Here is a 23,675-nt window from a genome sequence, read left to right on the forward strand (position 1 = left end):
TCGAAAATAGTCGAATTTACAAAACCTTTACAAACCGTTAAAACCTTATTAATAGTATTCATTTAATCTATTACTTGTAGGGCAAATAAAGCAAAATTTATTAGGGGGAATTACCGTAATGAAAAGCTTCAAACATTTTTTAGCGACAGCAGCAGTAGGATCAGCTCTTATCTTAGGAGCATGTGGATCTGATGAAACAGAAAATTCTAACAACGGGTCCGATGAAAAAGCAGCAGAACTACAAGGTGAAGTAAACATCGACGGTTCTTCTACAGTATATCCAATCATGGAAGCAATTGCTGAAGAATACATGGTTAATCAACCCAAAGTAAATGTAACTGTTGGATTTTCTGGAACGGGTGGCGGATTTGAAAAATTCATTGCAGGCGATACGGTAATCTCTGATGCATCGCGTCCAATCAAGGATAAAGAAAAAGAAGCTTTAGCAGAAGCGGGCATCGACTTTACAGAAATTAAAATTGCGAACGACGGTCTTTCGGTTGTTATTAACCCTAAAAATGATTTTGTAGACTACTTAACGGTAGACGAGTTGAAAATGATTTGGGTTCAAGATGGAACGACAAAAACGTGGGCGGACATTCGTGAGGAGTGGCCTAAAGAAGAAATTAAATTTTATTCTCCCGGAACAGACTCAGGTACATTTGACTATTTCAATGAAGTTATTTTAGAAGATGAGCCGATGAATGAGTCTGCTACACTATCTGAAGATGATAACGTATTAGTTCAAGGTGTAACAGGTGATGAAAATGCTATTGGATACTTTGGTTATGCGTATTATTTAGAGAATAAAGATAAATTAAAAGTAGTTCCAATCGATAATGGTGAAGGTGCAGTTGAACCGACAAACGGAACGGTTGAAAGCGGGGAATATGCCCCACTATCCCGTCCACTATTCATTTATGTAAAGAACTCAGCTGTGGAAGAAGACGAAGCTGTATATGATTACGTTAAGTTCGCATTAGATAATGCTGCAACACTTGCTGAAGAAGTTGGTTATGTTCGTTTAGAACAAAGCGTTTATGATGATGCAATGGAAGCAGTAGAAAGTTTACGATAAGAAACAAATGGATTGAGTTGACATGAAGAGAAGCAGCTCGTAGCTTCTCTTCTTGTCATGCACCGGAAAGGGGTTTTCACAATGGCTGTTTCGGGTTCAAGAGAAAAAATGAATATTCAAGAAATGATTGAACAAAAAAGTACAAAAAGCATCTCACATACTATGGAAAAAATGGTACCTGTCATATTATTTTTATTAGCATCGGTTTCTGTGCTTACTACACTAGGTATATTGTTTACGCTAGTTGTTGAAACCTTTACATTCTTTTCACAGGTATCGTTATGGGACTTTATTTCTGAAAAGAAATGGTACCCATTTGTGGAGGCGAGTGCGTCATACGGGGTCATGCCACTTGTTTCTGGAACGTTAAAAATCACTTTAATTGCTACCATTACAGCTGTGCCAATTGGTCTTGGGGCTGCCATTTTCTTGAGTGAATATGCATCTGATCGCTCACGAAGAATTATTAAACCGATTCTTGAAGTGCTTGCGGGAGTGCCGACCATTGTTTATGGATTTTTTGCGTTGACGTTTGTCACGCCTGTTCTTCAAAAAATCATTCCGGAGCTTAGTATATTTAATGCACTAAGTCCTGGTATTGTGGTTGGAATTATGATTATTCCTATGATTGCTTCTTTGTCTGAAGATGCGATGTCATCTGTTCCGAATGCGATGCGTGAGGGGGCACTAGGGTTAGGATCAACCAAACTTGAGGTGACAATTAAAGTAGTTCTTCCTGCTGCAATCTCAGGAATTATCGCTTCTATTGTCCTAGCTGTATCACGTGCTATTGGTGAAACCATGATTGTCACAGTTGCCGGTGGATCAACACCGAACCTGGATTGGAATATCACCGATTCGATTCAAACGATGACATCTTATATTGTCCAAGTGAGTACGGGAGATGCTGGATACGGAACAACGATTTACTATAGTATTTATGCTGTTGGATTTACGTTGTTTATGTTTACGCTAGTAATGAACCTACTTGCACAATATATTTCAAAACGCTTTAGGGAGGAATATTAATGAAGTACATTGATCAACAAGTTGTTGCATCAAAAATGTCTTCCCGTTTAAGAATAAACACCCTATTTAAAGGCATTTTTATAGCAGCCACTTCATTTGGTTTAGTTATTCTAGCCGTGTTATTTTATCGGATATTAACTCAAGGAATTGGGTATTTAGATTTAGATTTTTTTACTAATTTTGCGTCGCGTAAACCAGAGAACGCTGGGATAAAAGCAGCATTAATCGGTTCCGTCTGGTTAATGAGCGTCGTCACACCAGTGTCTTTTATATTAGGAGTTGGCACAGCGGTTTATCTTGAGGAATATGCTAGAAAAAACAAATTAAATTCATTTATTCAAGTGAATATTTCAAACCTAGCTGGGGTCCCATCTGTAGTTTTTGGGTTGCTTGGATTGACTATTTTTGTTCGGACGTTGAATTTACAAATTAGTATTCTAGCTGCGGGACTAACGATGAGTTTACTAATTCTTCCTGTAATAATCGTTGCTTCTCAAGAAGCGGTACGGTCTGTTCCGAAAGAATTGCGAGAAGCATCCTATGGCATGGGTGCGACTAAATGGCAAACCATTTTGCGAGTAGTTTTACCGGCAGCCATTCCTGGAATTATTACAGGAACTATTTTAGCTGTTTCACGTGCGATTGGAGAAACAGCACCGTTAGTCGTTATTGGTATACCAACCTTTATCGCATTCCTTCCTACAGGTATTATGGATAAATTTACAGCATTGCCAATGCAAATCTATAACTGGACGAGTCGACCTCAGGAAGAATTCCATGCATTAGCGGCAACTGGAATTATCGTTCTTCTTGGCTTGCTAATTGTCATGAATTCTATAGCTGTATTGATTAGAAATAAATTTCAAAAACGATACTAAATTATCGCATTGTTTTAATAGGATGAAGGGGGATTTCCATCATGAAAATTACGGTAGCTGATAGAACGGAAGAAAAAGCAATCAATAAAACACATGTGGATAAAAAACCAGTATATGAAACGAAACAGTTAAACTTATGGTATGGAAGCAATCATGCTTTAAAAAATATTGATCTAGATATTATGGAAAATGAAGTGACTGCCATCATTGGACCTTCGGGCTGCGGGAAGTCAACTTATGTGAAAACATTGAACCGTATGATAGAATTGGTCCCAATTGTCAAAACGTCAGGAGAGATTTTATATCGAGGTCGTAATATCTTTGATCAAGATTATCGAGTTGAACAACTTCGGACAAAAGTAGGGATGGTTTTCCAAAAACCGAACCCTTTCCCAAAATCAATCTATGAAAATATTGTATATGGTCCGAAAATTCACGGCATAAAAAACAAAAAAGTACTCGATGAAATCGTGGAGAAAAGTTTACGTGGTGCAGCAATTTGGGATGAAGTGAAAGATCGCTTGAATGAAAATGCGTACGGACTGTCAGGTGGTCAACAGCAACGTATTTGCATCGCACGTGCGCTTGCGATCGAACCAGATGTAATCTTAATGGATGAACCTACCTCAGCTTTAGACCCGATTTCTACATTAAAGGTAGAAGAGCTCGTACAAGAATTGAAAAAAGACTATAGCATTATTATTGTGACGCATAATATGCAACAAGCAGCTCGAATATCAGATAAAACAGCATTCTTTTTGAACGGTGAAGTCATCGAATTTGATGAAACGAACAAGATTTTCTCTAATCCGACTGATAAAAGAACGGAAGACTATATTTCTGGCCGATTTGGATAAACGGTCCTAAGAGTCTAGCTTGAATCAAAGAGAATGATTTGTGGGTTTGATGAAGGATTGTTTGTGCGTATAGTCGTTATAAGTAGGTGCTGAAAGTATTGGATTTATTTGCAAGAAATTAATTTGTTCATTAAAAAAATCATAGTATTGGTAAGTAAATGTAAACGACGTTTCAATTTCGTCATTCAATTGGTATGGAGGTCACATAATGGCAATCAGAGAGATGTTTGAATCCCATCTTGAAGAGTTGAAATCAAAGTTAACGGAATTAGGTAACTTTTGCTTAGGAGCTCTTGATGAATCAATTAAAGCACTAGAAGAACAAAATGTGGAACGAGCACTAGAGATAATGGAAGAAGACAGAAAAGCAAATGTGTTAGAAGAAGAAATTAATGACTTGGCGATTTTGCTGATTGCAAAGCAACAGCCTGTTGCAACGGATTTAAGAAGGATTATTACAGCAATTAAAATTGCCTCTGATTTAGAAAGGATAGGAGACTTTGCCGTTAACATTTCCAAATCGACGATTAGAATCGGTAAACAAGATGGACTTCCTTGTATGGATAAAATCAAATTAATGCACAAAAAAACTTCAGAAATGGTTCTGCTCGTTTTACAAGCTTATACAGAGGAAGATGTGGTCAAAGCGAAGAAAATTGCGGATCTTGATGATGAAATCGATGACTTATATGGTGAAACAATTCGTGAGTTATTAGCCTTAAATGTATCGGACCCTGGCAAAACACCACATATTATTCAACTCTCTTTTATTAGTCGCTACTTAGAGCGATCAGCCGATCACGTAACGAATATTGCGGAGCATGTTTTTTATTTAGTGAAAGGGCACCGATATGATTTAAATGATTAGGCTGTATTCGCAAAGTTTGTGGCATTTCGAACCAGTCTATAAATGGTGATATCGCTTTGTTTCGGGCATCATTTACGAAAAGCGGAAGTGGCTGCCAAGGGACGGCAGGCATCTGGCAGAACACGTAGTGAATCCTGATTCACGCAGTGGGCTGACAAATGCCCGAGTCCCTAGCCACAGCAGCTAGATCAAGAAAAGCGGAAGTGGCTGCCCTGCGGCGTCAGGCAAATGAAGAACTCGGAGGAGATGCCTGCATCGCTGGAGGGTTATTCATTTGACCCCGAGCCGCAAGCCACAGCAGCTAGATCCGTCTATTTTTGATGGGAATCAACAGTGAAATGGGCGATTTAATTAAAAATCAGATGAAATAGCCAGAATGTATACCAAAAGAGCCTATAACAAAAACGAACTAAGCCTAGGCTTAGTTCGTTTTTGTTATGATTTTTGCAAGAGTTAAATAGTCCATGTCACTAGATACCTCATATTCTCCAATTTGAATCTCTTCAGCATGTTTGTTTTCATTTAAAAATGTTCTAAAGTCATCTTCATCTTGAACGATTTTTTGTTGAGCTAAAGTTTCAGCAATTTCAAAAGAAGTCATTCCAGATTTAATACTAAGCGTAAATGTAGTTGTTTCTTTCTCATCAGTATTTTTTTCTTCCTTAGATACTTCAGGCTTTTCAGTATTTTCTTCCTTAGCTGTCTCAGGTTTTTCTGTTTTTTGTTCCTGCGATTGAGCTAGTTTTTCTTCCAAATGAGCAAATTTTTCATTCATTGATGTATACTCATCTTCCGTAAGCACGATATACCCTTGTTTTTTTAGATCTTGTATTTCCAGTTTTGTTTCTTTTGATCCTAGCTGTAAACCTAATAATAGGACAGCAGCGATGAAAAGTCCCATTGAGAAGGCTCTTGTCGTTCTTTTATCCATGATAATCCCCTTTATTTAGATGTTAGAATAACTTTTTGTACATTTTCGAAAGAAAGCGCCGATTGTTGTGCAATTTGTTCAATGGTTAATCCTTTATCGTGTAAGGCTAATACTTGATTTTTCACAACTTCATGCACATCATCTGTTCGTGAAAATTCACTCATGTCCTCTCTTGGTTCGACCATCAGTTCTTCTTCCATGATTTTTAATCTTCGCTTCATTTTATACTGCTCTTGAAGCATATTAATCGAGAGTTCTTCAACATCTCTCTCCATTTGTTTTAAATGATCTTTAAGAAAAAAAGACAGAAAAAACAACAGAATAGATCCAACAAACATGCTAATTATCATTGTAGTCATTTTTATCACCTCTACTATTTCGTTCATCTTATATTATAGAAGAATACAATTAAAAATACGAATCAAAAAGTGTGTTTTTGTCGGTAAGTCAGAAAAATTGAGTAGAAAATGAAATTATTGCTTCCAATGACCTGAAATTATCATTGATAGGACCAATTAGAAGAAATAAAGTCATAATCCGACAAATTGCGTTTATTGTAGCTTAGGCGTATGGATGATACGATTAAAGTATAGTGTAGTTTCCATTTATATGATTCGGCGTTTAATGGCTGGACATTTACTAAAAGAGGTGCATAAGGATGTTACAAGAAATTATCCAATTAAGAGAACAAGGTCTTTCCTTTCGAAAAATTGCCATAGAACTGGATACCACTGTAGGAAAGGTACAATATCAATGGCTAAAGTATCAAAAATCCAAAACGGATGTCAAGGCTGTAAGCAATTCAACAAGTCTTGCTGTAAAAACAAGAAAAAGAATAGGCAAAGCCAAGGTCTCTCTTCCAGTAATTACGAAAAGCAATCCTAAATTAAACGCAATAATGAGTGTGCTTTTGACATCTCCTTCACGTGCATACTGCTATTGGAATATCGATCCTCTCATTTTATCATCATACAAGCAAAACGGAAAACAATCACTTCAATATGTTTTGAAACTATACGATATTACTTCTATTTTATTTAGTGGTCAGAATGCTCATCAAACGTATACGATCTATTTAAGAGACAATCAATCAGAGTGGTTTATTTCAGGGTTGAAAGGTAATCGAACCTACTGTGCAGAATATGGTTTGCTCGAGGAAGGTTCTACCTTTTATCCGCTTATACGTTCCAATTCCGTACATACACCAAGAATGAACCATGAACAGAATACTCATTCACTCCAAGATTTAAAAACTTTTGAACAAAGTGTTCAGACAGCGCCGAATTGGGTAGAGCATGTAAGTACGTATTCCTATTATGAACGCAAGGGTGTGAATGGCAATGATTAAGCTAATTCTTCAACCGAAAGTCAACTACTATAGCACCCATTTAATGAAGGATGTAGAAAAAGAAGAATATTTGGATTCAATTGTAAATGAGTACTTCCCGCTTATTCAATGGTTGGAAACGAACAAATCTCCAAGCAACATCACACTTGTTGCTAAACCACTTATGATGGAGTGGTTTTCGACAAATGAGTTCCAATTGCAAATGGATCATTTCTTTAATGTGAACAGAGAAAAAAATCGAGACTATCAGGTTTATTTTCAACTTTGGCTCAAATGGAAAAAGCAGCTACTAAATGCAATTTCTACATTTTTTCAGGGTGACCTTCTACATCTGATTCCTGAACCAGTAAGTCACTTTCCATTAACTCATTTGCAAACACAAAATGGTTTAGAATGGCAACTTGAAGCCACGGCGACTCTGTTTGAAAAACAGTTTTCTTCAAAGCCAAACGGTATATGGTTACCTTATCAATCGTATATCCCAGGTCTTGATCAATTTTTGCTTCGCTTTGGGTTTAAATACACATTCATTCCCAGCTTTGCTTTTGAGCTGGGAGAAAAGGATGAGCCGATGGATGCGCTAGCACGAAGTCCTAGAGGGTTAGTATTAATTCCAACTGAACCACTCATTCATCAGAATGTCGGCAAGTGTGAAACGAAGATAATTTCTTTGGAAAACACAAAACGTTGGCGATCATTTGTAAAAGAAATGCAATTTTATCAAACAAAATTTGACCAGGACACCGAACAAGATTGGTTAAGCGAGTATACCACTTTGACCAGAATGAATTTTTGTTATCAGGGAATGGAGACAGGGCTTGCCATTTTAGACGATGAACAAATACGTTCTGCTCGAATTGGGCAAGAACTTGAATTAGAAATTCAACACAGCTTTCATGCGCTTCAAGACGAAGATATGAAAAACCACCTTATATTAGAGTGGGTCTATTATTTAACCTCCATCAGTGACAATAAGCAAGATCAAGCTTCATTACAATCGTTACAGTTGCTAATGAAGAGTATCAATAAAGGAAAAACAGAATCTCATTTTCTCCAGCATCGCAAAGATCAACTTCTTTTTACATTACCGTTAGTAACGAAAAAGACAACGGTCCCTCAGTCAAATGCGATTTCTGTTTTAATTCTTAGTTGGGAATTCCCACCTAATATTGTTGGGGGACTATCTAGACATGTATATTCCTTGGCAAAAACACTTTCAAGAAGAGGAGTGAAAGTAGTAGTTTTAACTTCTCATTCAGCTGAAACGAAAGCCTATGAAGAAATGGATGGAATTGATGTTTATCGCACAGGTCCTTTGCATCCACTAGAAGGTAATTTTATCAACTGGGTAAAAGATTTGAACGTATCTATGCTTCGAAAAGTGGATGATATTATTAATAGGCATTCGATTAATATTGTTCATGCACATGACTGGCTAGTCGGTCATGCGGCCCTTACAATGAAACGTTTTTACCAAATTCCATTGATCACAACCATTCATGCGACTGAGCACGGAAGAAACGCTGGCATTTATACGGAAATGCAACAATATATTCATAATGAAGAAAGTGAGCTCATTCAAAACTCGAATCAAGTCATTGTATGCAGTGATTATATGAAGGACGAAGTGGAACAATTATTCCTCCTTGGCAAAACAACAATAAGTATTATTCCAAATGGTATTCACTTAGGAGAAGTTGAAAAAACAAATGGAACTCGATTTGATTATTTAGAACAGAAACGTTTTGTCTTTTCCGTCGGACGTGTTGTTAGAGAAAAGGGATTTGAAACATTAATTGATGTTGCAAGTTCACTTCAAGATGATCTAACAATTATTGTTGCAGGAAAGGGACCATTATTAGATACCTACCGAAATATAGTAGCAGAGCGAGGATTGAATGAAAAAATTCAATTTATTGGCTTTATCACAGATGAAGAACGTAACCAACTGTTGAATACATGTGAAATTGCCATCTTTCCGAGTTTATATGAACCATTTGGCATTGTAGCGCTCGAGGCAATGGCAGCAAAAAAACCGGTCATTGCTTCAAAAATAGGCGGATTAAAAGGTATTATCCAACATGAGTTTTCCGGATTACTATTCTCACCAGGTGTTGCAGAGGAATTGCTTCTGATGATAAATCAGCTTAACGCCTCTCCAATTTTGCAAGACAAAATCGGTCAACAAGGTTTTCAAGTAGCGAAGAAGCTATTCGGCTGGGAAAGGATTGCTGATCAAACAAAACAAGTATATGAAGAAGAGGCACTACACAATAAAATGGAAGGAGTTTTCTTATGATCGGTATTATCTTGGCTGGCGGAGAAGGCAGAAGACTTCATCCTTATACTCACTCGTTACCAAAGCCATTAGTGCCTATAGACGGGAAGCCAGTCATGGAATATATTGTTGAGCAGTTAAAAGATGCCGGGATTCGGGAAATTTTCGTAACGACTTGTTATTTAGGTGATAAAATCAAAAATCATTTTCAAGATGGATCGAAATGGGGAGTAACCCTCAAGTATTTAACGGAAACAGAGCCATTAGGGACTGCAGGTCATTTATTTTTAAAGCATGATTTGTTCCAAGATACCGTGATGGTAGTTAGTGGAGACGCTTTTTCAACTATTTCTCTTAAAAATGCCATTGACTTTCATCATGAGAAGGGAGGAGTGATGACTATTGTCGCTAAGCAAGTTCACTCTCCTAAGCAATATGGTGTTTGTGAAGTAAGTTATGATGAGAGGGTAGTGTCTTTTATCGAGAAACCCGAGCATGTAGCAGAGTTGTCACCACAGATAAATACTGGAATTTATATAATTGAACCAGAGATTTTCCGAAAGTATCCAACTAACGGGAAATTAGATTTTGCTAAAGATGTTTTTCCTATGCTGATTGAAAATAAGGAAGCTATTTATGCCTACCGAACACAGGAGTATTGGCGAGATATCGGAACAGTGTCACAGTACGAATTAGCTGTTAAAGAAGTGAAAGAAAAAAGGTATTCGCCCTTTCGTCCCTCTATGGCAATAGAGGAATCTCAAGGTAGATTTATTACGAGAATTGTAGCCATGTGCCCTGCTAACAAGAAAAAAGAAGTTTTTAATTCAATTATCTCTGAAACACCGATCGAGTCTTTAGAGTTCGAAAATGGAATCAAAGTAAACCATAGCAAAGAGTGTTGGACACATATAAAAGAATATAGTTCCTCTTCTATTATTATTTATTCTCAAGCCAATCACCATCACTTAGCAAAAGAATTTGCCAAATACTATATGAAAAAAATCCAAATTTGGCAGAAGGTATAGAGAAATGAGCCAATATAGAACCAATGATTTTATGAGTCATTAAAAAATTTCCAGGTTAACGCAGAAGCAATTTGGGGTAACAACCATATATTTGATCGTGTGAGATCATCCACTTCTTGCTGCTATCCTTGCGATTTTGAATTTCAACAATACACCGTATTTCTTCAGCCTGTGAAGAAATACATATTTTATTTGGGCTGTTTTCGCATAAGTACCTAAAATATTGAAATAGAAAGACCTTGGATCATCTTTCCGTTCGTTGTTCTGAAAATAATCTATTTCCATTGTTCATTTTTTCTTTCAAATTCAACCAATTCTACAGATTTTGGACTGATTTGGTGATTGTGAGGATATAAAAAAAGAAATGATAAAATTCAATAACACTTTAAAAACACTAGCTTTTCCTTTTGAAAAATGATATTATATAAAAGTCGTATGAATAGATGAATGTCATGAAGTTTGGAGGGAAATAAACATGCGTGTAAACATTACATTAGCTTGCACTGAATGCGGTGAGCGTAACTATATTTCTACAAAAAACAAGCGTAATAACCCAGATCGTCTTGAGCTAAAAAAATATTGCCCAAGAGAAAAACGTACAACAGCACACCGTGAAACAAAGTAAGCAGTCGGAATTTTATTCCACTGCTTTTTTTTATGGGCTCTTTTCATATACATTGTGGCTTTTTCATCTAATTTTGGATTGAACCCTCCAATTCGCTGTAAAACTCCATCGAAAATAGCCGAATAGATGCCCCGAAACAAAGTTATATCAACGATTATAAACGGGTTCTAAAAGTGGGAATTTTGCGAAATCAGCTTTCAAATTATAAATTTTTTTTGAAATAGAAGGAATTTTGTTTAGAATTGTGCAATTCTACATAGAAGCGAAGTGAAAGGAAGTGGGAGTGTTGGAGAAGGCTGAGATAAGAAAAATGATGAAGCAAAGACTTCATTCTATACATCGACTAGAATATGAACAAAAATCTTTTGAGGGGGCACAACGATTGTATGAGACATGTCAGTGGAAGCAAGCTCAGACAATTGGCATAACGATATCACATGTTCCAGAAATTGATACATGGCAATTAATACGTAAAGCCTGGATAGAAGGGAAAACTGTTTGTGTACCTAAATGTCACCACGATAGCAGAAGATTAGATTTTTATGCTATAGAAAGTTTTGAACAACTTGAAAACAAGTATTTGCATTTATTTGAACCTAACCCAGTACAAACTAACGCAATGAACAAAGAGAAAATAAGTTTATTAGTTGTTCCAGGATTAGCCTATTCAATTAAAGGTTTTCGAATTGGCTTCGGAGGAGGGTATTATGATCGCTTTCTCAAGGATTATCAAGGAGAAACGATTTCATTGGCTTTTCAGGAGCAGATTTTAGCAAATATACCTAAAGACAAATATGATTTGCCTGTCCAGAAATTAATCACTCCAGCTAAGGTGTATCTTTGTGAATGAGGGAATGGTTGTGTATTGGTTAATAATTATCATGACGGCACTGGGAGGGTTCTTTACGAAATCGCTAAAACTTTCAGGAGCGATTGGTGCTATCGTGATAGGAGTAGTCATTTTAGAGGCTTTTCAATGGCATGGGCTAGTCGTTGTCGGAAGTTTTTTTGCTTCTTCTAGTATCTGGTCTAAATATAAATACAAAGATAAGCAAAAGCTAGAACAGAAGTTAGCAAAGAGTGCCCAACGTGATTGGCAGCAGGTAGTAGCTAATGGAGGAGCAGCAGCGCTCTTTTCTATTTGCTTTATTCTGTTACAAAATGAGGTGTTATTCTATGCGTTTTTAGCTGCCGTTAGTGGAGCAAATTCTGATACATGGGCCTCAGAGATTGGCACATTAAGTAAGAAAAAGCCTTTATCTCTTATTAGATTTAAAGAGGTAGAAAAAGGAACTTCTGGAGCCGTTTCAATACTTGGAACAATAGCAGGTTTAGCTGGTTCTTTCTTCATTGTCATGGTAATTTGGCTGTTAGAACCAGATTTACCGACGACCTCTCTTTTATTAGTAGGGGTTGCAGGTTTTTTTGGAAATCTTCTAGATACCATCCTGGGAGCGTATGTACAAGCTGAATATACATGTAATATTTGTGAGCTAAAAACGGAGCTCACTTCTCATTGTCTGAAGAAGACAACCTTATCAAAAGGAGTTTCTTGGATCAATAACGAGGTGGTAAATTTTACGTCAAGTGTCATCTCAGGGCTTCTGATAATACTTAGTCAATTTCTTTTATTGTGATATAGGATAGTACAAACTGGAGGTTTTTATATGAAAAAAAAAGGTAATCGTGTAGTGCTAGTGGGGACGGGTTTTGTAGGGTCAAGCTATGCTTTTGCGCTTTTAAATCAGGGTATCACTGAAGAACTAGTTTTAGTCGATCTTAATCAAAAGAAAGCCGAGGGAGATGCAATGGACCTCAATCACGGACTAGCCTTCGCAGCATCCCCAACAAAAATATGGTATGGAAATTATCAAGACTGCCAACATGCCGACGTCGTAGTATTGACGGCGGGGGCGAATCAAAAACCAGGAGAAACTCGGTTAGATTTAGTTGAGAAAAACACGATGATATTCAAACAAATCGTTGAAAATATAATGAAAAGTGGTTTTGATGGTATCTTTATAGTAGCGACGAATCCAGTAGACATATTAACGTATATGACATGGAAATTCTCGGGCCTACCAAAGGAGCGTGTGATTGGTTCTGGGACCATTCTAGATACGGCGCGTTTTCGTTATATGCTTGGTGAATATTTTGATGTTGATACCAGAAATGTTCATGCCTATATTATTGGAGAGCATGGAGATACGGAATTACCGGTGTGGAGTCATGCGGATATCGGAGGTCGAACTATATTCGATTGGATGAATGATGAGCCTCAATATAATAAAGAAGATATTTATGAATTATTTATCAATGTTCGTGATGCTGCGTACCATATAATAGAAAGAAAAGGAGCAACTTATTACGGAATTGCAATGGGGCTTGTGCGTTTAACAAAGGCCATTCTAAATAATGAGAGCAGTATATTAACCGTTTCCAGTTATCTCACAGGAGAATATGGAGAAAATAACATATTTATTGGGGTTCCTGCAGTTGTGAACCGAAATGGACTTCAGAAAGTGATAGAATTAGAGTTGAATGACCAAGAAAAGCAACAATTCTCTAAATCTGTCTCCGTTTTAAAGGAAACCATAAAACCAGTTTTATTAAAAATATAGCTACACAAGAGAAAAGAAGGATTAAGCGGATCCTTCTTTTTCCTTATTCAAGGAATCATCTGCCGTTTGCAGAAGAATTTTGGAGGATTTTCATTTTTCTTACATAATTACAACTTTATAAAACACACTAGAGAATAGGAGGGATGAACATGAGATACATTTATAAATGGGTTGTGTTGTCTATGTTATTTTCTACACTATACAAATATCGTTTTCGAATTCTAAATTCACTTTTAGGAAATCCATCAATACGAAAGTACATGGTTAATCTGTCCATGAGAATTCCCTATTTACGATCGTTTTTTATTCAAAGTACATTTAAATAATTTTTGATTTTAGCGGACATTAAATGCTATTAGATGAAGGAATAACTTTAATCATTTGTTTGTGTTGGTATATTAAGCGAAGATAAAGAAGAAAAATATCTAAAAGAAATCCGATTCATAGTAGGCTATTTTCGCAAAGTTTGTTGCTTTTCGAACCAGTCTATAAACGGTGATATAGCTTTGTTTCGGGCAACATTTCGTCTATTTTTGATGGGAATCATCAGTGAAATGAGCTCTTTAATCAAAAATCAGATGCAAAAGCCACAATGTATACGAAATGAGCCTTATAGTAAGATTAAGTGGATTTATTAAGTTGTTAATTAGCCGTTTCTATTTAGGATTGTTCCTTTACTTTAACCTTTGTTTTTCGCTATAGTTAACGTAATAGAGTTAACTGTGATGAAAGTAGAGGATATAGTGGATTTAAAAGGAGATTACTTATTTTGGGAGATTACCAGCTTTTTTCTTCAACAAAAGCAGTATCGAATCTTAAGCTTGTCAAAAAATCAAAATGAATTGTGGCTAGAGAATCTGTCCAATAAGCAGGCTCCCATTATTCGTTTGCTACGTTACGACATTAATTGGAGCAATTGGATTCGTAGAGATCTGCAAAAAACGGGTTCAATTGGTGAAAGAATTCGTCGGAAATTTTTACGAAGAAAATTAACGATATTGAATATTTATTTATCCACACATCCCCCAGTAGATGACTGTACATGGCTAAAAGATTCTTATCATTTTCCCGCTAAAAGAAAAGTGACAGTGGAGACGTGTTTAATCGATCATGCCGGTATTCAGGTTGGTTTATCTAGGTTGAGAGAGTATACGAATTCAGATGTAATGATTGATTATTCAGATAAAAGGTTGTATTCAGAAGAGGATGTAAGAATCTCTAAGTCCTTAGCACTGAACCATGCAGAAAAAAAGCAGCAACAAGATAATCAATTATTTCACATGTCCAAACCTTTTTTTACGTATGTATTTTTAGCCCTCCAAGTTATGATGTTTTTATGGCTAGAGTGGCAAGGAGGTAGTACGGACTCCAGAGTTCTTGTCAAATATGGAGCAAAATATAACCCACTTATTCTAGAAGGTGAGTGGTGGCGTTTTTTTACTCCGGTTTTCCTGCATATCGGACTACTTCACCTCGTCATGAATTCCATTGCCTTACTTTATATCGGATCCGAGGTTGAAAGAATGTTTGGAAATCTTCGTTTTGTTTGGATCTATTTAGTAGCGGGGATGTTTGGATCAATTGCAAGCTTTCTATTTACAGTGAATATTTCGGCGGGAGCCAGCGGGGCTATTTTTGGTTGTTTTGGTGCGTTGTTGTATTTTGGCATCATGTATCCACAAATCTTTTTTAGAACCATGGGGATGAATGTTATTGTCATCATTAGTATCAATCTATTACTAGGGTTCACCATCCAAGGAATTGACAATGCAGGGCATATTGGTGGGCTGGTTGGTGGAATAATTGCAACTGGAATGGTTCATTTTCCAAATCAAAAAAATGTTAAAACGCAGATTGGTTTTATCTTAGGGAGTATGCTCCTTCTTTGTGTGGCCTATCTGATCGGCTTTTCCTAAATCTTAGGGAATCGAGATAATTTGCTTTAAAGTAATTGTATTGTTCTCTTTCGTACTTATCAAAACATACAAATGAGATTGATCTTTACTTATCAATATCAAAGGGATGGTACTGCCAAAGGGGTTAATGGTAGTGCCATCTTTTTTTTGTAAGCCGAGAAAATAATTTTTGTATAGACCTTCCCAAAGATTGCCAATGATCTGGTCTGTCTGGGATTTTGTAAAGGAGGGTAAAGGCTGATCATTGAATGCACTTAATTCTGTTAAGAAGTAAACATCATAATGAGCTTGCTGAAGTCCGCTCTCTTTCAGTGCTTGCTCGATAGCAAAATCTAACTGTTGGGATGTTACTTTATCCACAATATTCTTCCATTCCTTTTCAGTGGAATTACTCGGTTTTCGGAACGAATTTAGGGGACTAAAGTTCGAATCAATTACGTATAACGTATCAGAAGACATGATTTGTGAGCTTGTGATTTCTTCTTCTTGGTTATGAATCTCGGCATAATGATAGGAAATAGATTGTAATAGGGAACTTTCCTTACCTTTTATTTGTTGTTCTTCAAGAATTTGATCGGTTTTTTGTGACCACTCATTCATCGTTCCCATCAATCTTCCGTTCATAAAGAGGAAGCCGATATCCTGCCGTAAATAGGCTTCTTGGTCCAACGTAGAACCAATTTTCCAGTCCACGTGGTAGTGCATATCCTTTTTATTATTTTCTAGTGTTAATAAGGTGTCAGCGGAAATAAAATTAGCTTTTTCATCTATGGGAAAGAAAATGATGCTCTCTCTCACACTTGCTGAGTAATAAGCAAGGTAGAGAATGACTATCATTAACGTCCCTAGAATGGCAACAAACAGCGTTTTTTTGGTTCTCGTCATTTTCTTCACTCTCCTTGGTTTGTCCACTCTAGAGCCATCATATGAATGAGAAGTAAAGTTTATGAAAGAAAGGTATTTTTTTTTAGGTGGCTGTCAATGATGGATGGTAATGAGAGACGAGAGGAGTGGAGTAGATGGAAAATCAAGAAAAGCCAAGAATCTCCACAGATATTGACGAAAATGTCGCTTATTTGCATGATATTTTAGCGGTTGATAAAAGCTTCGATGTGATTCAATTAGATTTATTTTATGCTGAACGAAAAATGGCGATGTTTATGGTAGATGGCTTCGTCAAGGATGATATACTTCATTATTTAATGAAGATCTTAGCAGGTTTAGACTCATCTCAACTTGAGGATGATACACTGGATAAGTTGATTAAAACATATATACCTTATGTTGAAGTAGAAGTGGTAGAGGAATTTCAGCCAGTAATCGATGGAGTGCTTGCTGGACCAACAGCTCTCCTAGTCGAGGGGTTAGATAAAATTATCCTGATAGACGCCAGAACATATCCAGTAAGGGGTCCTCAAGAACCTGATATTGAAAGAGTTGTTCGCGGCTCGAGGGATGGTTTTGTAGAGACGCTTGTATTTAATACAGCTCTAACCAGAAGACGAATTCGAGACCGCTCCCTCCGGATGGAATATATGCAGATTGGAAGAAGATCAAAAACCGATATTGTCGTTTGTTATTTAGAGGATATAGCAGACGCTGAGCTTGTGAAAAAAATAAAGCAGTCTTTACAGCAGATTGATACTGATGGTTTGCCAATGGGGGAAAAAACACTAGAAGAATTTATCTCGGGGCAACACTGGAACCCATATCCGATGGTTCGCTATACGGAAAGACCGGATACAGCAGCTTCTCACCTTTTTGAGGGACATATTTGTATTATGGTTGATGGTTCACCAAGTGTAATGATTACACCCACTACTTTCTGGCACCATTTACAACATGCGGAAGAATACCGAAATAAGCCAATGGTGGGGGCTTATTTACGCTTTGTTCGCTTTCTTGCAGTATGGGGTTCTGTTTTTTTACTACCATTATGGTATCTCCTCGCAACCAACCCTGAATTTCTTCCTAAAGCACTCCAGTTTGTCGGTCCAACTGATATAGGACAAATTCCTTTGGTTTTTCAATTTCTCCTCATTGAAATAGGAATTGATATGCTTAGGATGGCTGCTATTCATACGCCTTCTTCCTTGGCAACTGCTCTCGGTTTAGTGGCGGCTTTAATGATTGGACAGGTTGCGGTTGAAGTAGGATTATTTATTAATGAAGTGATTATGTATTTGGCAATTGCGGCGATTGGTACATTTGCAACACCGAGTTACGAAATGGGGTTGGCGAATCGGCTCGTTAGAATAGCCTTGTTAATTTTGACTGCGATTTTTGGCTTGCCAGGTTTGATTATTGGATTAGCTCTATGGGTTATCGGTCTAGCCAGAATGAAATCATTTGGAGTTCCATATTTATGGCCATTCATCCCATTTAACTATCGAGCTTTACGTGATGTATTGTTGCGCTCACCAATACCATTAAAAAATCGTCGACCAAGATTTTTACATCCGCGTGATCCAGATCGTTAATTTTATTCAAGGCTGTTTTCGCTTTGTTTCGGGCATCAACAGTGAAATGGGCGATTTAATCAAAAATCAGATGAAATAGCCACAATGTATACGAAAAGAGCCGTATACAAACGGGTAATAATGCCTTAAGAGGTTGAGCCATTACTAACCTAATTGTGGAAACAAGGAAACTGTAACAAAACTCAACAGGATTTTTGTTGAATCGAAAAATTTCAAAGATGGTATGTACCCCATTTTCAGATGGAACTTTCACTTATTAATTTTTGTGAACATTAAACCTTAAATTTTGTCAGTTTAAGGTTTTTTGTTGAGGAAGCTTGTCGATGCAATCGTTTTCCTCTATACTTTAAGAGAATATTTAATGAGAAGCTGGTGATAAAATGAAAACGATTTATGACGTTCAGCAGCTATTAAAAAGATACGGAACTTTTATCTACATAGGGGACCGAGTGGCCGATCTGCAATTAATGGAAGAAGAATTGAAGGAGCTTTGGCGTTCTCAGTTAGTAGAACCAAGAGACTATCAAATGGGCTTACTGCTACTCCGTCAAGAAATACAAAAAAAACTCGATACCAAGAAATAGGGTGACAATGATGAGTGAAAAATGGATTGCTGCTGTCGATTTAGGTGGTACAACAACAAAACTAGCATTTTTAAATGTATATGGGGAAATGATCGAAAAATGGGAAATTCCAACGGATGTCTCGAATAATGGGAAGAATATTGTCATAAATATTGCCAAAGCGATTGATGAAAAGCTGGAAGAGTTAAATCAAGTGAAATCAAGACTTCTTGGAATCGGCATGGGTGCACCGGGCCCAGTAGACATGGATAAGGGTATTATCTATGAAGCGGTAAATTTAGGTTGGGAGAAAAATACACCTTTACGTGATATGCTTGAAATCGAATCCGGATTACAAGCGGTCATTGATAACGATGCAAACTGTGCAGCCCTTGGTGAAATGTGGAAAGGGGCAGGAAATGGGGCAAAAGATCTTGTCTGTGTAACACTAGGTACTGGTGTTGGCGGAGGTATTATCACAAATGGAGACATCGTACACGGAGCAAGAGGCGCAGGTGGAGAAATTGGCCACATAACGGTCATGCCCGAAAATGGTTTTCAGTGTAATTGTGGAAAAATGGGCTGCTTAGAAACTGTAGCTTCCGCGACAGGGGTGGTTCGTTTAGCTGTTGAAGCTCTTCAATATACAAAAGAGCATTCAATACTTACCTCCATTCTTTCTGAAAAGGGTGCTCTTTCTGCTAAAAGTGTATTTGACGCTGCAAGAGAAAAAGATACAGTAGCTCTTGAGATTATCGATCGCTTAGCTTTTTATTTAGGTCTTACCTTAGCAAATTTAGGCAATGCGTTAAATCCAGAGAAAATTGTACTTGGTGGGGGCGTATCAAAAGCAGGAGAGACCTTATTAATTCCTGTGAAAAGTTATTTTGAAAAATTTGCATTTCCAACGGTTGCTACATCAACAGTTTTAGCTATTGCAACACTTGAGAACGAAGCGGGTGTAATTGGTGCCGGCTGGTTAGTCAAAAACAAGTTAAAATAATTGTATTACGATCTTAATATGAATTATTATAGATAAAGAGAGTTTCTCAGTCTAATTGGCGGGAAGCTCTTTTTAGTTTTCAGTGACTATAGACCTAATTTATTCTTTAAAAAGAAATAAATGAAACTTTTTAAGGATTTATTCGTCTAATAAGGAGAGGTAATTAATATTATCTAATCTATAATTCTATCCAAAATATTTTAAGAGGTGTTTGCATTTTTGTAAAAAAAGTATTAAGATAAATCATGGTTGTACTGTAGATATCCTGAATTTGTAAAAAACACATTCAAAAAAGTTACAACTGATATTAGGAGGTAATGTTTATGACGAAGTGGAAATGGCCAAGCGTGTCACTTGTGCTTCTTGCGACCGTGTTAGTATGGTTGAAAACGTTTATAGTCTATAAAACTAGTTTTGATATTGATATTGAAAATACGATGCAGGAATTTATTTTGTTTATTAATCCGATAAGCTTTTTGTTATTTGTTTTTGGATTAGGTTTATTAATGAAAAAGGACAAAAAACGAAATCGATATATCTTTTTTGTTAGTTTAATTTTATCAGTGATTCTATATGGAAACGTCGCTTTTTATCGTTTTTTCACTGATTTTCTTACATTGCCTGTTTTGTTCCAAACAAGCAATTTTGCGGATTTGGGTAATTCTGCTGGTGAAATCGCTCAATGGACTGACTTGTTTTTCTTTACGGATGTCGTAATTTTGGCGTTTATTATGAAGATGAAGCCTAAATGGGTTTCCTTTAAAGCGATCTCCTCCACGCAACGACGAGCTTATTTTTTAGTGGCAATAGCCACTATGTTCTTTAACCTTGGGCTTGCTGAAACGGAAAGACCTCAGCTATTAACTCGTACATTTGATCGTGAAATATTAGTGAAAAACATTGGAACGTATAATTACCATTTATATGATGTGTTTTTACAATCTAAATCATCTGCACAGAGAGCACTTGCAGATGGAAGTGAATTGGTAGAAATTGATAACAATGTTGCCTCCAATTATTCTGCTCCTAATGAAGAGATGTTTGGGATAGCGAAAGATAAAAATGTTATTGTTATTACATTGGAATCCCTACAAAACTTCGTAATCAATGATACGATGAATGGGCAGGAAATTACCCCATTCTTGAATGATTTTATTGGCGAAAGTACGTATTTTGAAAATTTTTATCACCAAACTGAGCAAGGTAAAACTTCGGATTCAGAGTTCATTCTAGATAACTCACTTTATCCATTAGGTAGGGGAGCCGTATTTTTTACACATTCCGGAAATGAATTCAATTCCTTAACAGAAAGATTAAATGATAATGGTTATTTTACTTCTGCGATGCATGCGAATAATAAAAGCTTCTGGAACCGAGATATTATGTACGACTCATTAGGCTATCAGCGTTTTTATTCTATGACGGACTACGAAGTTCTACCAGAAAATTCGGTTAACTGGGGTTTGAAAGATATTCCTTTCTTTGAACAGTCAGTTGAACATATGAAACAAATGCCTAAGCCTTTTTATACAAAAATGCTTACTTTAACAAACCACCATCCATTTTATTTAGATGAAGAAGATATTCTGATTGATGAGTTTGATTCAAATTCAGGTACGCTGAACCGTTATTTCCAAACGGTAAGATATTTGGATGAATCGTTAAAAGTCTTTATTCAAGATTTAAAAGACTCAGGTATTTATGAAGATTCTATAATCGTGATGTATGGCGATCATTATGGTATTTCTGAAAATCATAATGAAGCGATGTCGCAGTATCTTGGGGAAGAAGTAACGCCATTTGTCTCGACTGAGCTACAAAAGGTTCCTTTTATCATTCATATTCCGGGTGAAGAAGGAGAAGTGATTTCTGATGTAAGTGGCCAAATTGACATTCGTCCAACATTGCTACATTTGCTTGGTATTGAATCGTTTGGTGATTTGCAATTCGGTACAGATTTATTCTCAGAAGATCATGAAAATTTCACGATTCTTCGAGACGGTCGTTTTATTACAAAGGATCATGTCTATGCTGGAGAAGTTTGTTGGGATAAGGAAACGGGGTCAGAAACCGATATGAGTGCCTGTGAGCCGTTTATAGAGCGAGCGAACGAGGAACTTGATTACTCCGACAAAATCATTTACGGCGATCTTCTTCGCTTTTACGAAGAAGAGGAACTTATGCCAGCAGCACAATAATTAACACTCGAAAATGCCTGCAGTTGATGCAGGCATTTTCATTTTTCTGTCATGTTCTCATTCTAACTTCATACACGTATTATTAGGGAAGGATGAAGGAGGGAAGAAGTGTATGAAGGTGTCTGTTCGTCGAGGTGATTCACTATGGTACTATGGTCAACTTTTTTACATTCCATATGAATTAATTAAAGACTCAAATTCTGATGTTGATCCATCTTCATTGCAAATCGGTCAAGAATTACAAATACCAGGCTTTACCTTGCAACGGTATTCTGTAAAGCGAGGAGATACTTTTTGGAAACTAGCATCGGCACGGAATGTCAATGTAGATGCTTTGTTGCTATTAAATCAAAAGCAAAACCCAAATTCACTACCCATTGGGGAAAGAATAAACCTTCCGAAACGAGTAATTTCTCCAATTGTGGAGGGAAAAAGTGCATATGATTTTCAAGCGTTAAGACAAAATATCGATGAATTAAAAGCGGTGTATCCATTTGTAGATATTAAGGAAATTGGGAAAAGTGTACAAGGTTTACCTTTGTATGAATTAATCATAGGTAAAGGTAATAAAAAAATAAATTTCAACGGTTCTTTTCATGCAAATGAATGGATTACGACACCAATTGTTATGACTTTCTTGAATGACTATTTATTAGCGTTAACGAATAGTAGTAACATAAGAGGTATATCCCCACTCCCACTCTATTTATCTACGTCCCTATCCATTGTTCCAATGGTCAATCCGGATGGAGTTAATTTAGTTATAAATGGAGCACCTTCCGCGGATAGAGAAAAGTTAGTGAAAATCAATAAAGGCAGTAATGATTTTTCAAAATGGAAAGCTAATATAAGAGGAGTAGATTTAAATAATCAGTATCCCGCGAAATGGGAGCTAGAAAAAGAGCGTAAGGAAGAGAAAGCTCCAGCTCCACGTGATTTCCCAGGTTATAAACCGTTATCAGAACCTGAATCCATCGCAATGGAGAAACTGGCGAACACCCGAAAATTTGATAGAATGCTTGCTTTTCACACTCAGGGAGAAGAATTCTACTGGGGATATGAAGGGCTTGAACCGCAAGAATCTGAAGAACTTGCAGATGATTTTTCTCGGGTCAGTGGATATAAGTCCATTCGATATGTTGACAGTTATGCTGGGTATAAAGATTGGTTTATTAAGGAATTTCAGAAAGCAGGTTTTACGATTGAGTTAGGAAGAGGAATTAATCCATTACCTCTATCTCAATTTAATGAAATTTACCAACGAGTTCTTGGAATCATGCTTGTTACTCTTTATAAATAGGATAATCCTTGAAAACAACATCCGATACGGTTGTTGTTTTTTTGAATGTGCTTCTAGACTAGCTGCAGGCGCGAGTGGCTTGAGGACATAAGCCAAGTCGTCTAAAAGGTCAAAGAGCAACCTCACAGCTAGCTCGTCTTATACTTGATACAGATAGGCAGAATCCCTAATCATTTCAAAATGCGTTGATAGGAGTGAGTGGAGGTTATGATCGATATAATAAATAAAGGCTGTTTTCGCAAAGATTGTGGCTTTTCGTATCAGTTTATTATCTATGATATAGCTTTGTTTCGGGCATCATTTCGTCTGTTTTTGATAGAAATTAACAGTGAAAAGGTGGATTTAGTCAAAAATCAGATGAAATAGCCACAATGTATACGAAAAGAGGCTTCGAATAAGAAGGAAACCTTTGACTTGTATGACTTCGTGCTCTCTTCCTAATGAAAAATTCTTCATTTCTAGATAACAAGGAAGAAATCAATCGAAAAAACCCTACTGCCTGCTTTTTCTTTGTGTCAAGAGCAACAAAGTATACGAAACCCCATGTCCTGTCAGACACCGCAATGAATGAAAATGGGGTCTAGCGGTTTAATGATGCATTAAACCGTTCATCCTGTTAATGCAGGTCTGAGGTCGCCTCTTTTTTGGTGGATAAAACCCCGTTTACGAAACCG

At 36.8% G+C, this 23,675-nt stretch carries 22 protein-coding genes; 19 read left to right on the forward strand and 3 right to left on the reverse strand.

Going from position 1 to position 23,675, the window contains the following annotated elements; genetic code table 11:
* Window positions 1-118 precede the first annotated feature (118 nt).
* From U8D43_RS02400 to phoU, 5 genes are all read left to right on the forward strand, one after another.
* Window positions 119-1,078, forward strand: coding sequence for a PstS family phosphate ABC transporter substrate-binding protein (locus U8D43_RS02400; protein WP_335869362.1), 960 nt, complete (start codon window positions 119-121; stop codon window positions 1,076-1,078).
* Window positions 1,079-1,159: 81 nt separating this feature from the next.
* Window positions 1,160-2,107 carry a phosphate ABC transporter permease subunit PstC gene (pstC, locus tag U8D43_RS02405; RefSeq protein ID WP_335869363.1) on the forward strand — a complete coding sequence of 316 codons (948 nt, stop codon included), beginning with the start codon at window positions 1,160-1,162 and terminating at the stop codon, window positions 2,105-2,107.
* Window positions 2,107-2,985, forward strand: a complete 879-nt coding sequence (gene pstA / locus U8D43_RS02410) for a phosphate ABC transporter permease PstA (RefSeq protein WP_335869364.1) — start codon at window positions 2,107-2,109, stop codon at window positions 2,983-2,985. Before pstC ends, pstA begins: the two co-directional genes overlap by 1 nt.
* 41 nt (window positions 2,986-3,026) lie before the next feature.
* Window positions 3,027-3,842, forward strand: a complete 816-nt coding sequence (gene pstB / locus U8D43_RS02415) for a phosphate ABC transporter ATP-binding protein PstB (RefSeq protein WP_335869365.1) — start codon at window positions 3,027-3,029, stop codon at window positions 3,840-3,842.
* Between the two features lie 208 nt (window positions 3,843-4,050).
* Window positions 4,051-4,710 carry a phosphate signaling complex protein PhoU gene (gene phoU / locus U8D43_RS02420; protein ID WP_335869367.1) on the forward strand — a complete coding sequence of 220 codons (660 nt, stop codon included), beginning with the start codon at window positions 4,051-4,053 and terminating at the stop codon, window positions 4,708-4,710.
* Between the two features lie 421 nt (window positions 4,711-5,131).
* Here phoU and U8D43_RS02425 read toward each other — a convergent pair whose 3' ends face one another.
* Window positions 5,132-5,641, reverse strand: a complete 510-nt coding sequence (locus U8D43_RS02425) for a hypothetical protein (protein WP_335869368.1) — start codon at window positions 5,639-5,641, stop codon at window positions 5,132-5,134.
* 11 nt (window positions 5,642-5,652) lie between these two features.
* Entirely contained in the window at window positions 5,653-6,000 is a 348-nt protein-coding gene (locus U8D43_RS02430) for a hypothetical protein (RefSeq protein ID WP_335869369.1), read from the reverse strand.
* Window positions 6,001-6,299: 299 nt separating this feature from the next.
* Here U8D43_RS02430 and U8D43_RS02435 point away from each other — a divergent pair, with 299 nt between their 5' ends.
* The 9 genes from U8D43_RS02435 (at window position 6,300) to U8D43_RS02470 (ending at window position 15,457) form a co-directional block, all read left to right on the forward strand.
* Complete coding sequence (locus U8D43_RS02435) at window positions 6,300-6,989, forward strand: DUF4912 domain-containing protein (RefSeq protein ID WP_335869370.1); 690 nt, start codon at window positions 6,300-6,302, stop codon at window positions 6,987-6,989.
* Complete coding sequence (locus U8D43_RS02440) at window positions 6,982-9,288, forward strand: glycosyltransferase (RefSeq protein WP_335869371.1); 2,307 nt, start codon at window positions 6,982-6,984, stop codon at window positions 9,286-9,288. The genes U8D43_RS02435 and U8D43_RS02440 overlap by 8 nt, the downstream gene beginning before the upstream one ends.
* Window positions 9,285-10,295: a nucleotidyltransferase family protein gene (locus U8D43_RS02445; protein WP_335869372.1), complete on the forward strand. Its 1,011-nt coding sequence runs from the start codon at window positions 9,285-9,287 to the stop codon at window positions 10,293-10,295. The genes U8D43_RS02440 and U8D43_RS02445 overlap by 4 nt, the downstream gene beginning before the upstream one ends.
* A gap of 475 nt (window positions 10,296-10,770) precedes the next feature.
* On the forward strand, window positions 10,771-10,920 hold the full coding sequence (gene rpmG, locus U8D43_RS02450) for a 50S ribosomal protein L33 (RefSeq protein ID WP_066105110.1): 150 nt from the start codon (window positions 10,771-10,773) through the stop codon (window positions 10,918-10,920).
* A 283-nt stretch (window positions 10,921-11,203) separates the two neighbouring features.
* Window positions 11,204-11,770, forward strand: a complete 567-nt coding sequence (locus U8D43_RS02455; RefSeq protein WP_335869373.1) for a 5-formyltetrahydrofolate cyclo-ligase — start codon at window positions 11,204-11,206, stop codon at window positions 11,768-11,770.
* Window positions 11,763-12,557, forward strand: coding sequence for a DUF92 domain-containing protein (locus U8D43_RS02460; protein WP_335869375.1), 795 nt, complete (start codon window positions 11,763-11,765; stop codon window positions 12,555-12,557). The genes U8D43_RS02455 and U8D43_RS02460 overlap by 8 nt, the downstream gene beginning before the upstream one ends.
* Window positions 12,558-12,587: 30 nt before the next feature.
* Complete coding sequence (locus tag U8D43_RS02465) at window positions 12,588-13,541, forward strand: L-lactate dehydrogenase (protein ID WP_335869376.1); 954 nt, start codon at window positions 12,588-12,590, stop codon at window positions 13,539-13,541.
* Window positions 13,542-13,690: 149 nt separating this feature from the next.
* Complete coding sequence (yqgO, locus tag U8D43_RS21145) at window positions 13,691-13,867, forward strand: protein YqgO (RefSeq protein ID WP_503626822.1); 177 nt, start codon at window positions 13,691-13,693, stop codon at window positions 13,865-13,867.
* Window positions 13,868-14,266: 399 nt separating this feature from the next.
* On the forward strand, window positions 14,267-15,457 hold the full coding sequence (locus U8D43_RS02470; protein ID WP_335869377.1) for a rhomboid family intramembrane serine protease: 1,191 nt from the start codon (window positions 14,267-14,269) through the stop codon (window positions 15,455-15,457).
* Between the two features lie 3 nt (window positions 15,458-15,460).
* On the opposite strand, the gene U8D43_RS02475 is transcribed toward U8D43_RS02470, so the two are convergent.
* Entirely contained in the window at window positions 15,461-16,342 is an 882-nt protein-coding gene (locus tag U8D43_RS02475) for a hypothetical protein (RefSeq protein ID WP_335869378.1), read from the reverse strand.
* Between the two features lie 134 nt (window positions 16,343-16,476).
* On the opposite strand from U8D43_RS02475, the gene U8D43_RS02480 reads away from it, so the two are divergent.
* The 5 genes from U8D43_RS02480 (at window position 16,477) to U8D43_RS02500 (ending at window position 23,001) form a co-directional block, all read left to right on the forward strand.
* Entirely contained in the window at window positions 16,477-17,937 is a 1,461-nt protein-coding gene (locus U8D43_RS02480) for a spore germination protein (protein WP_335869379.1), read from the forward strand.
* 380 nt (window positions 17,938-18,317) lie between these two features.
* Window positions 18,318-18,521, forward strand: coding sequence for a YqgQ family protein (locus tag U8D43_RS02485; protein ID WP_335869380.1), 204 nt, complete (start codon window positions 18,318-18,320; stop codon window positions 18,519-18,521).
* 10 nt (window positions 18,522-18,531) lie between these two features.
* Window positions 18,532-19,503, forward strand: a complete 972-nt coding sequence (locus U8D43_RS02490; protein ID WP_335869381.1) for an ROK family glucokinase — start codon at window positions 18,532-18,534, stop codon at window positions 19,501-19,503.
* Window positions 19,504-19,826: 323 nt separating this feature from the next.
* Window positions 19,827-21,701 (forward strand): LTA synthase family protein, encoded by a 1,875-nt coding sequence (locus U8D43_RS02495; RefSeq protein WP_335869382.1) that lies wholly within the window; start codon window positions 19,827-19,829, stop codon window positions 21,699-21,701.
* Window positions 21,702-21,813: 112 nt separating this feature from the next.
* A complete protein-coding gene (locus U8D43_RS02500; RefSeq protein WP_335869383.1) occupies window positions 21,814-23,001 on the forward strand; it encodes a M14 family metallopeptidase in 1,188 nt (395 codons plus the stop codon).
* The last annotated feature ends 674 nt before the right edge of the window (window positions 23,002-23,675 follow it).

Origin of the sequence: Bacillus sp. 2205SS5-2 (assembly GCF_037024155.1) — a bacterium.
GTDB lineage: Bacteria > Bacillota > Bacilli > Bacillales > Bacillaceae_K > Bacillus_CI.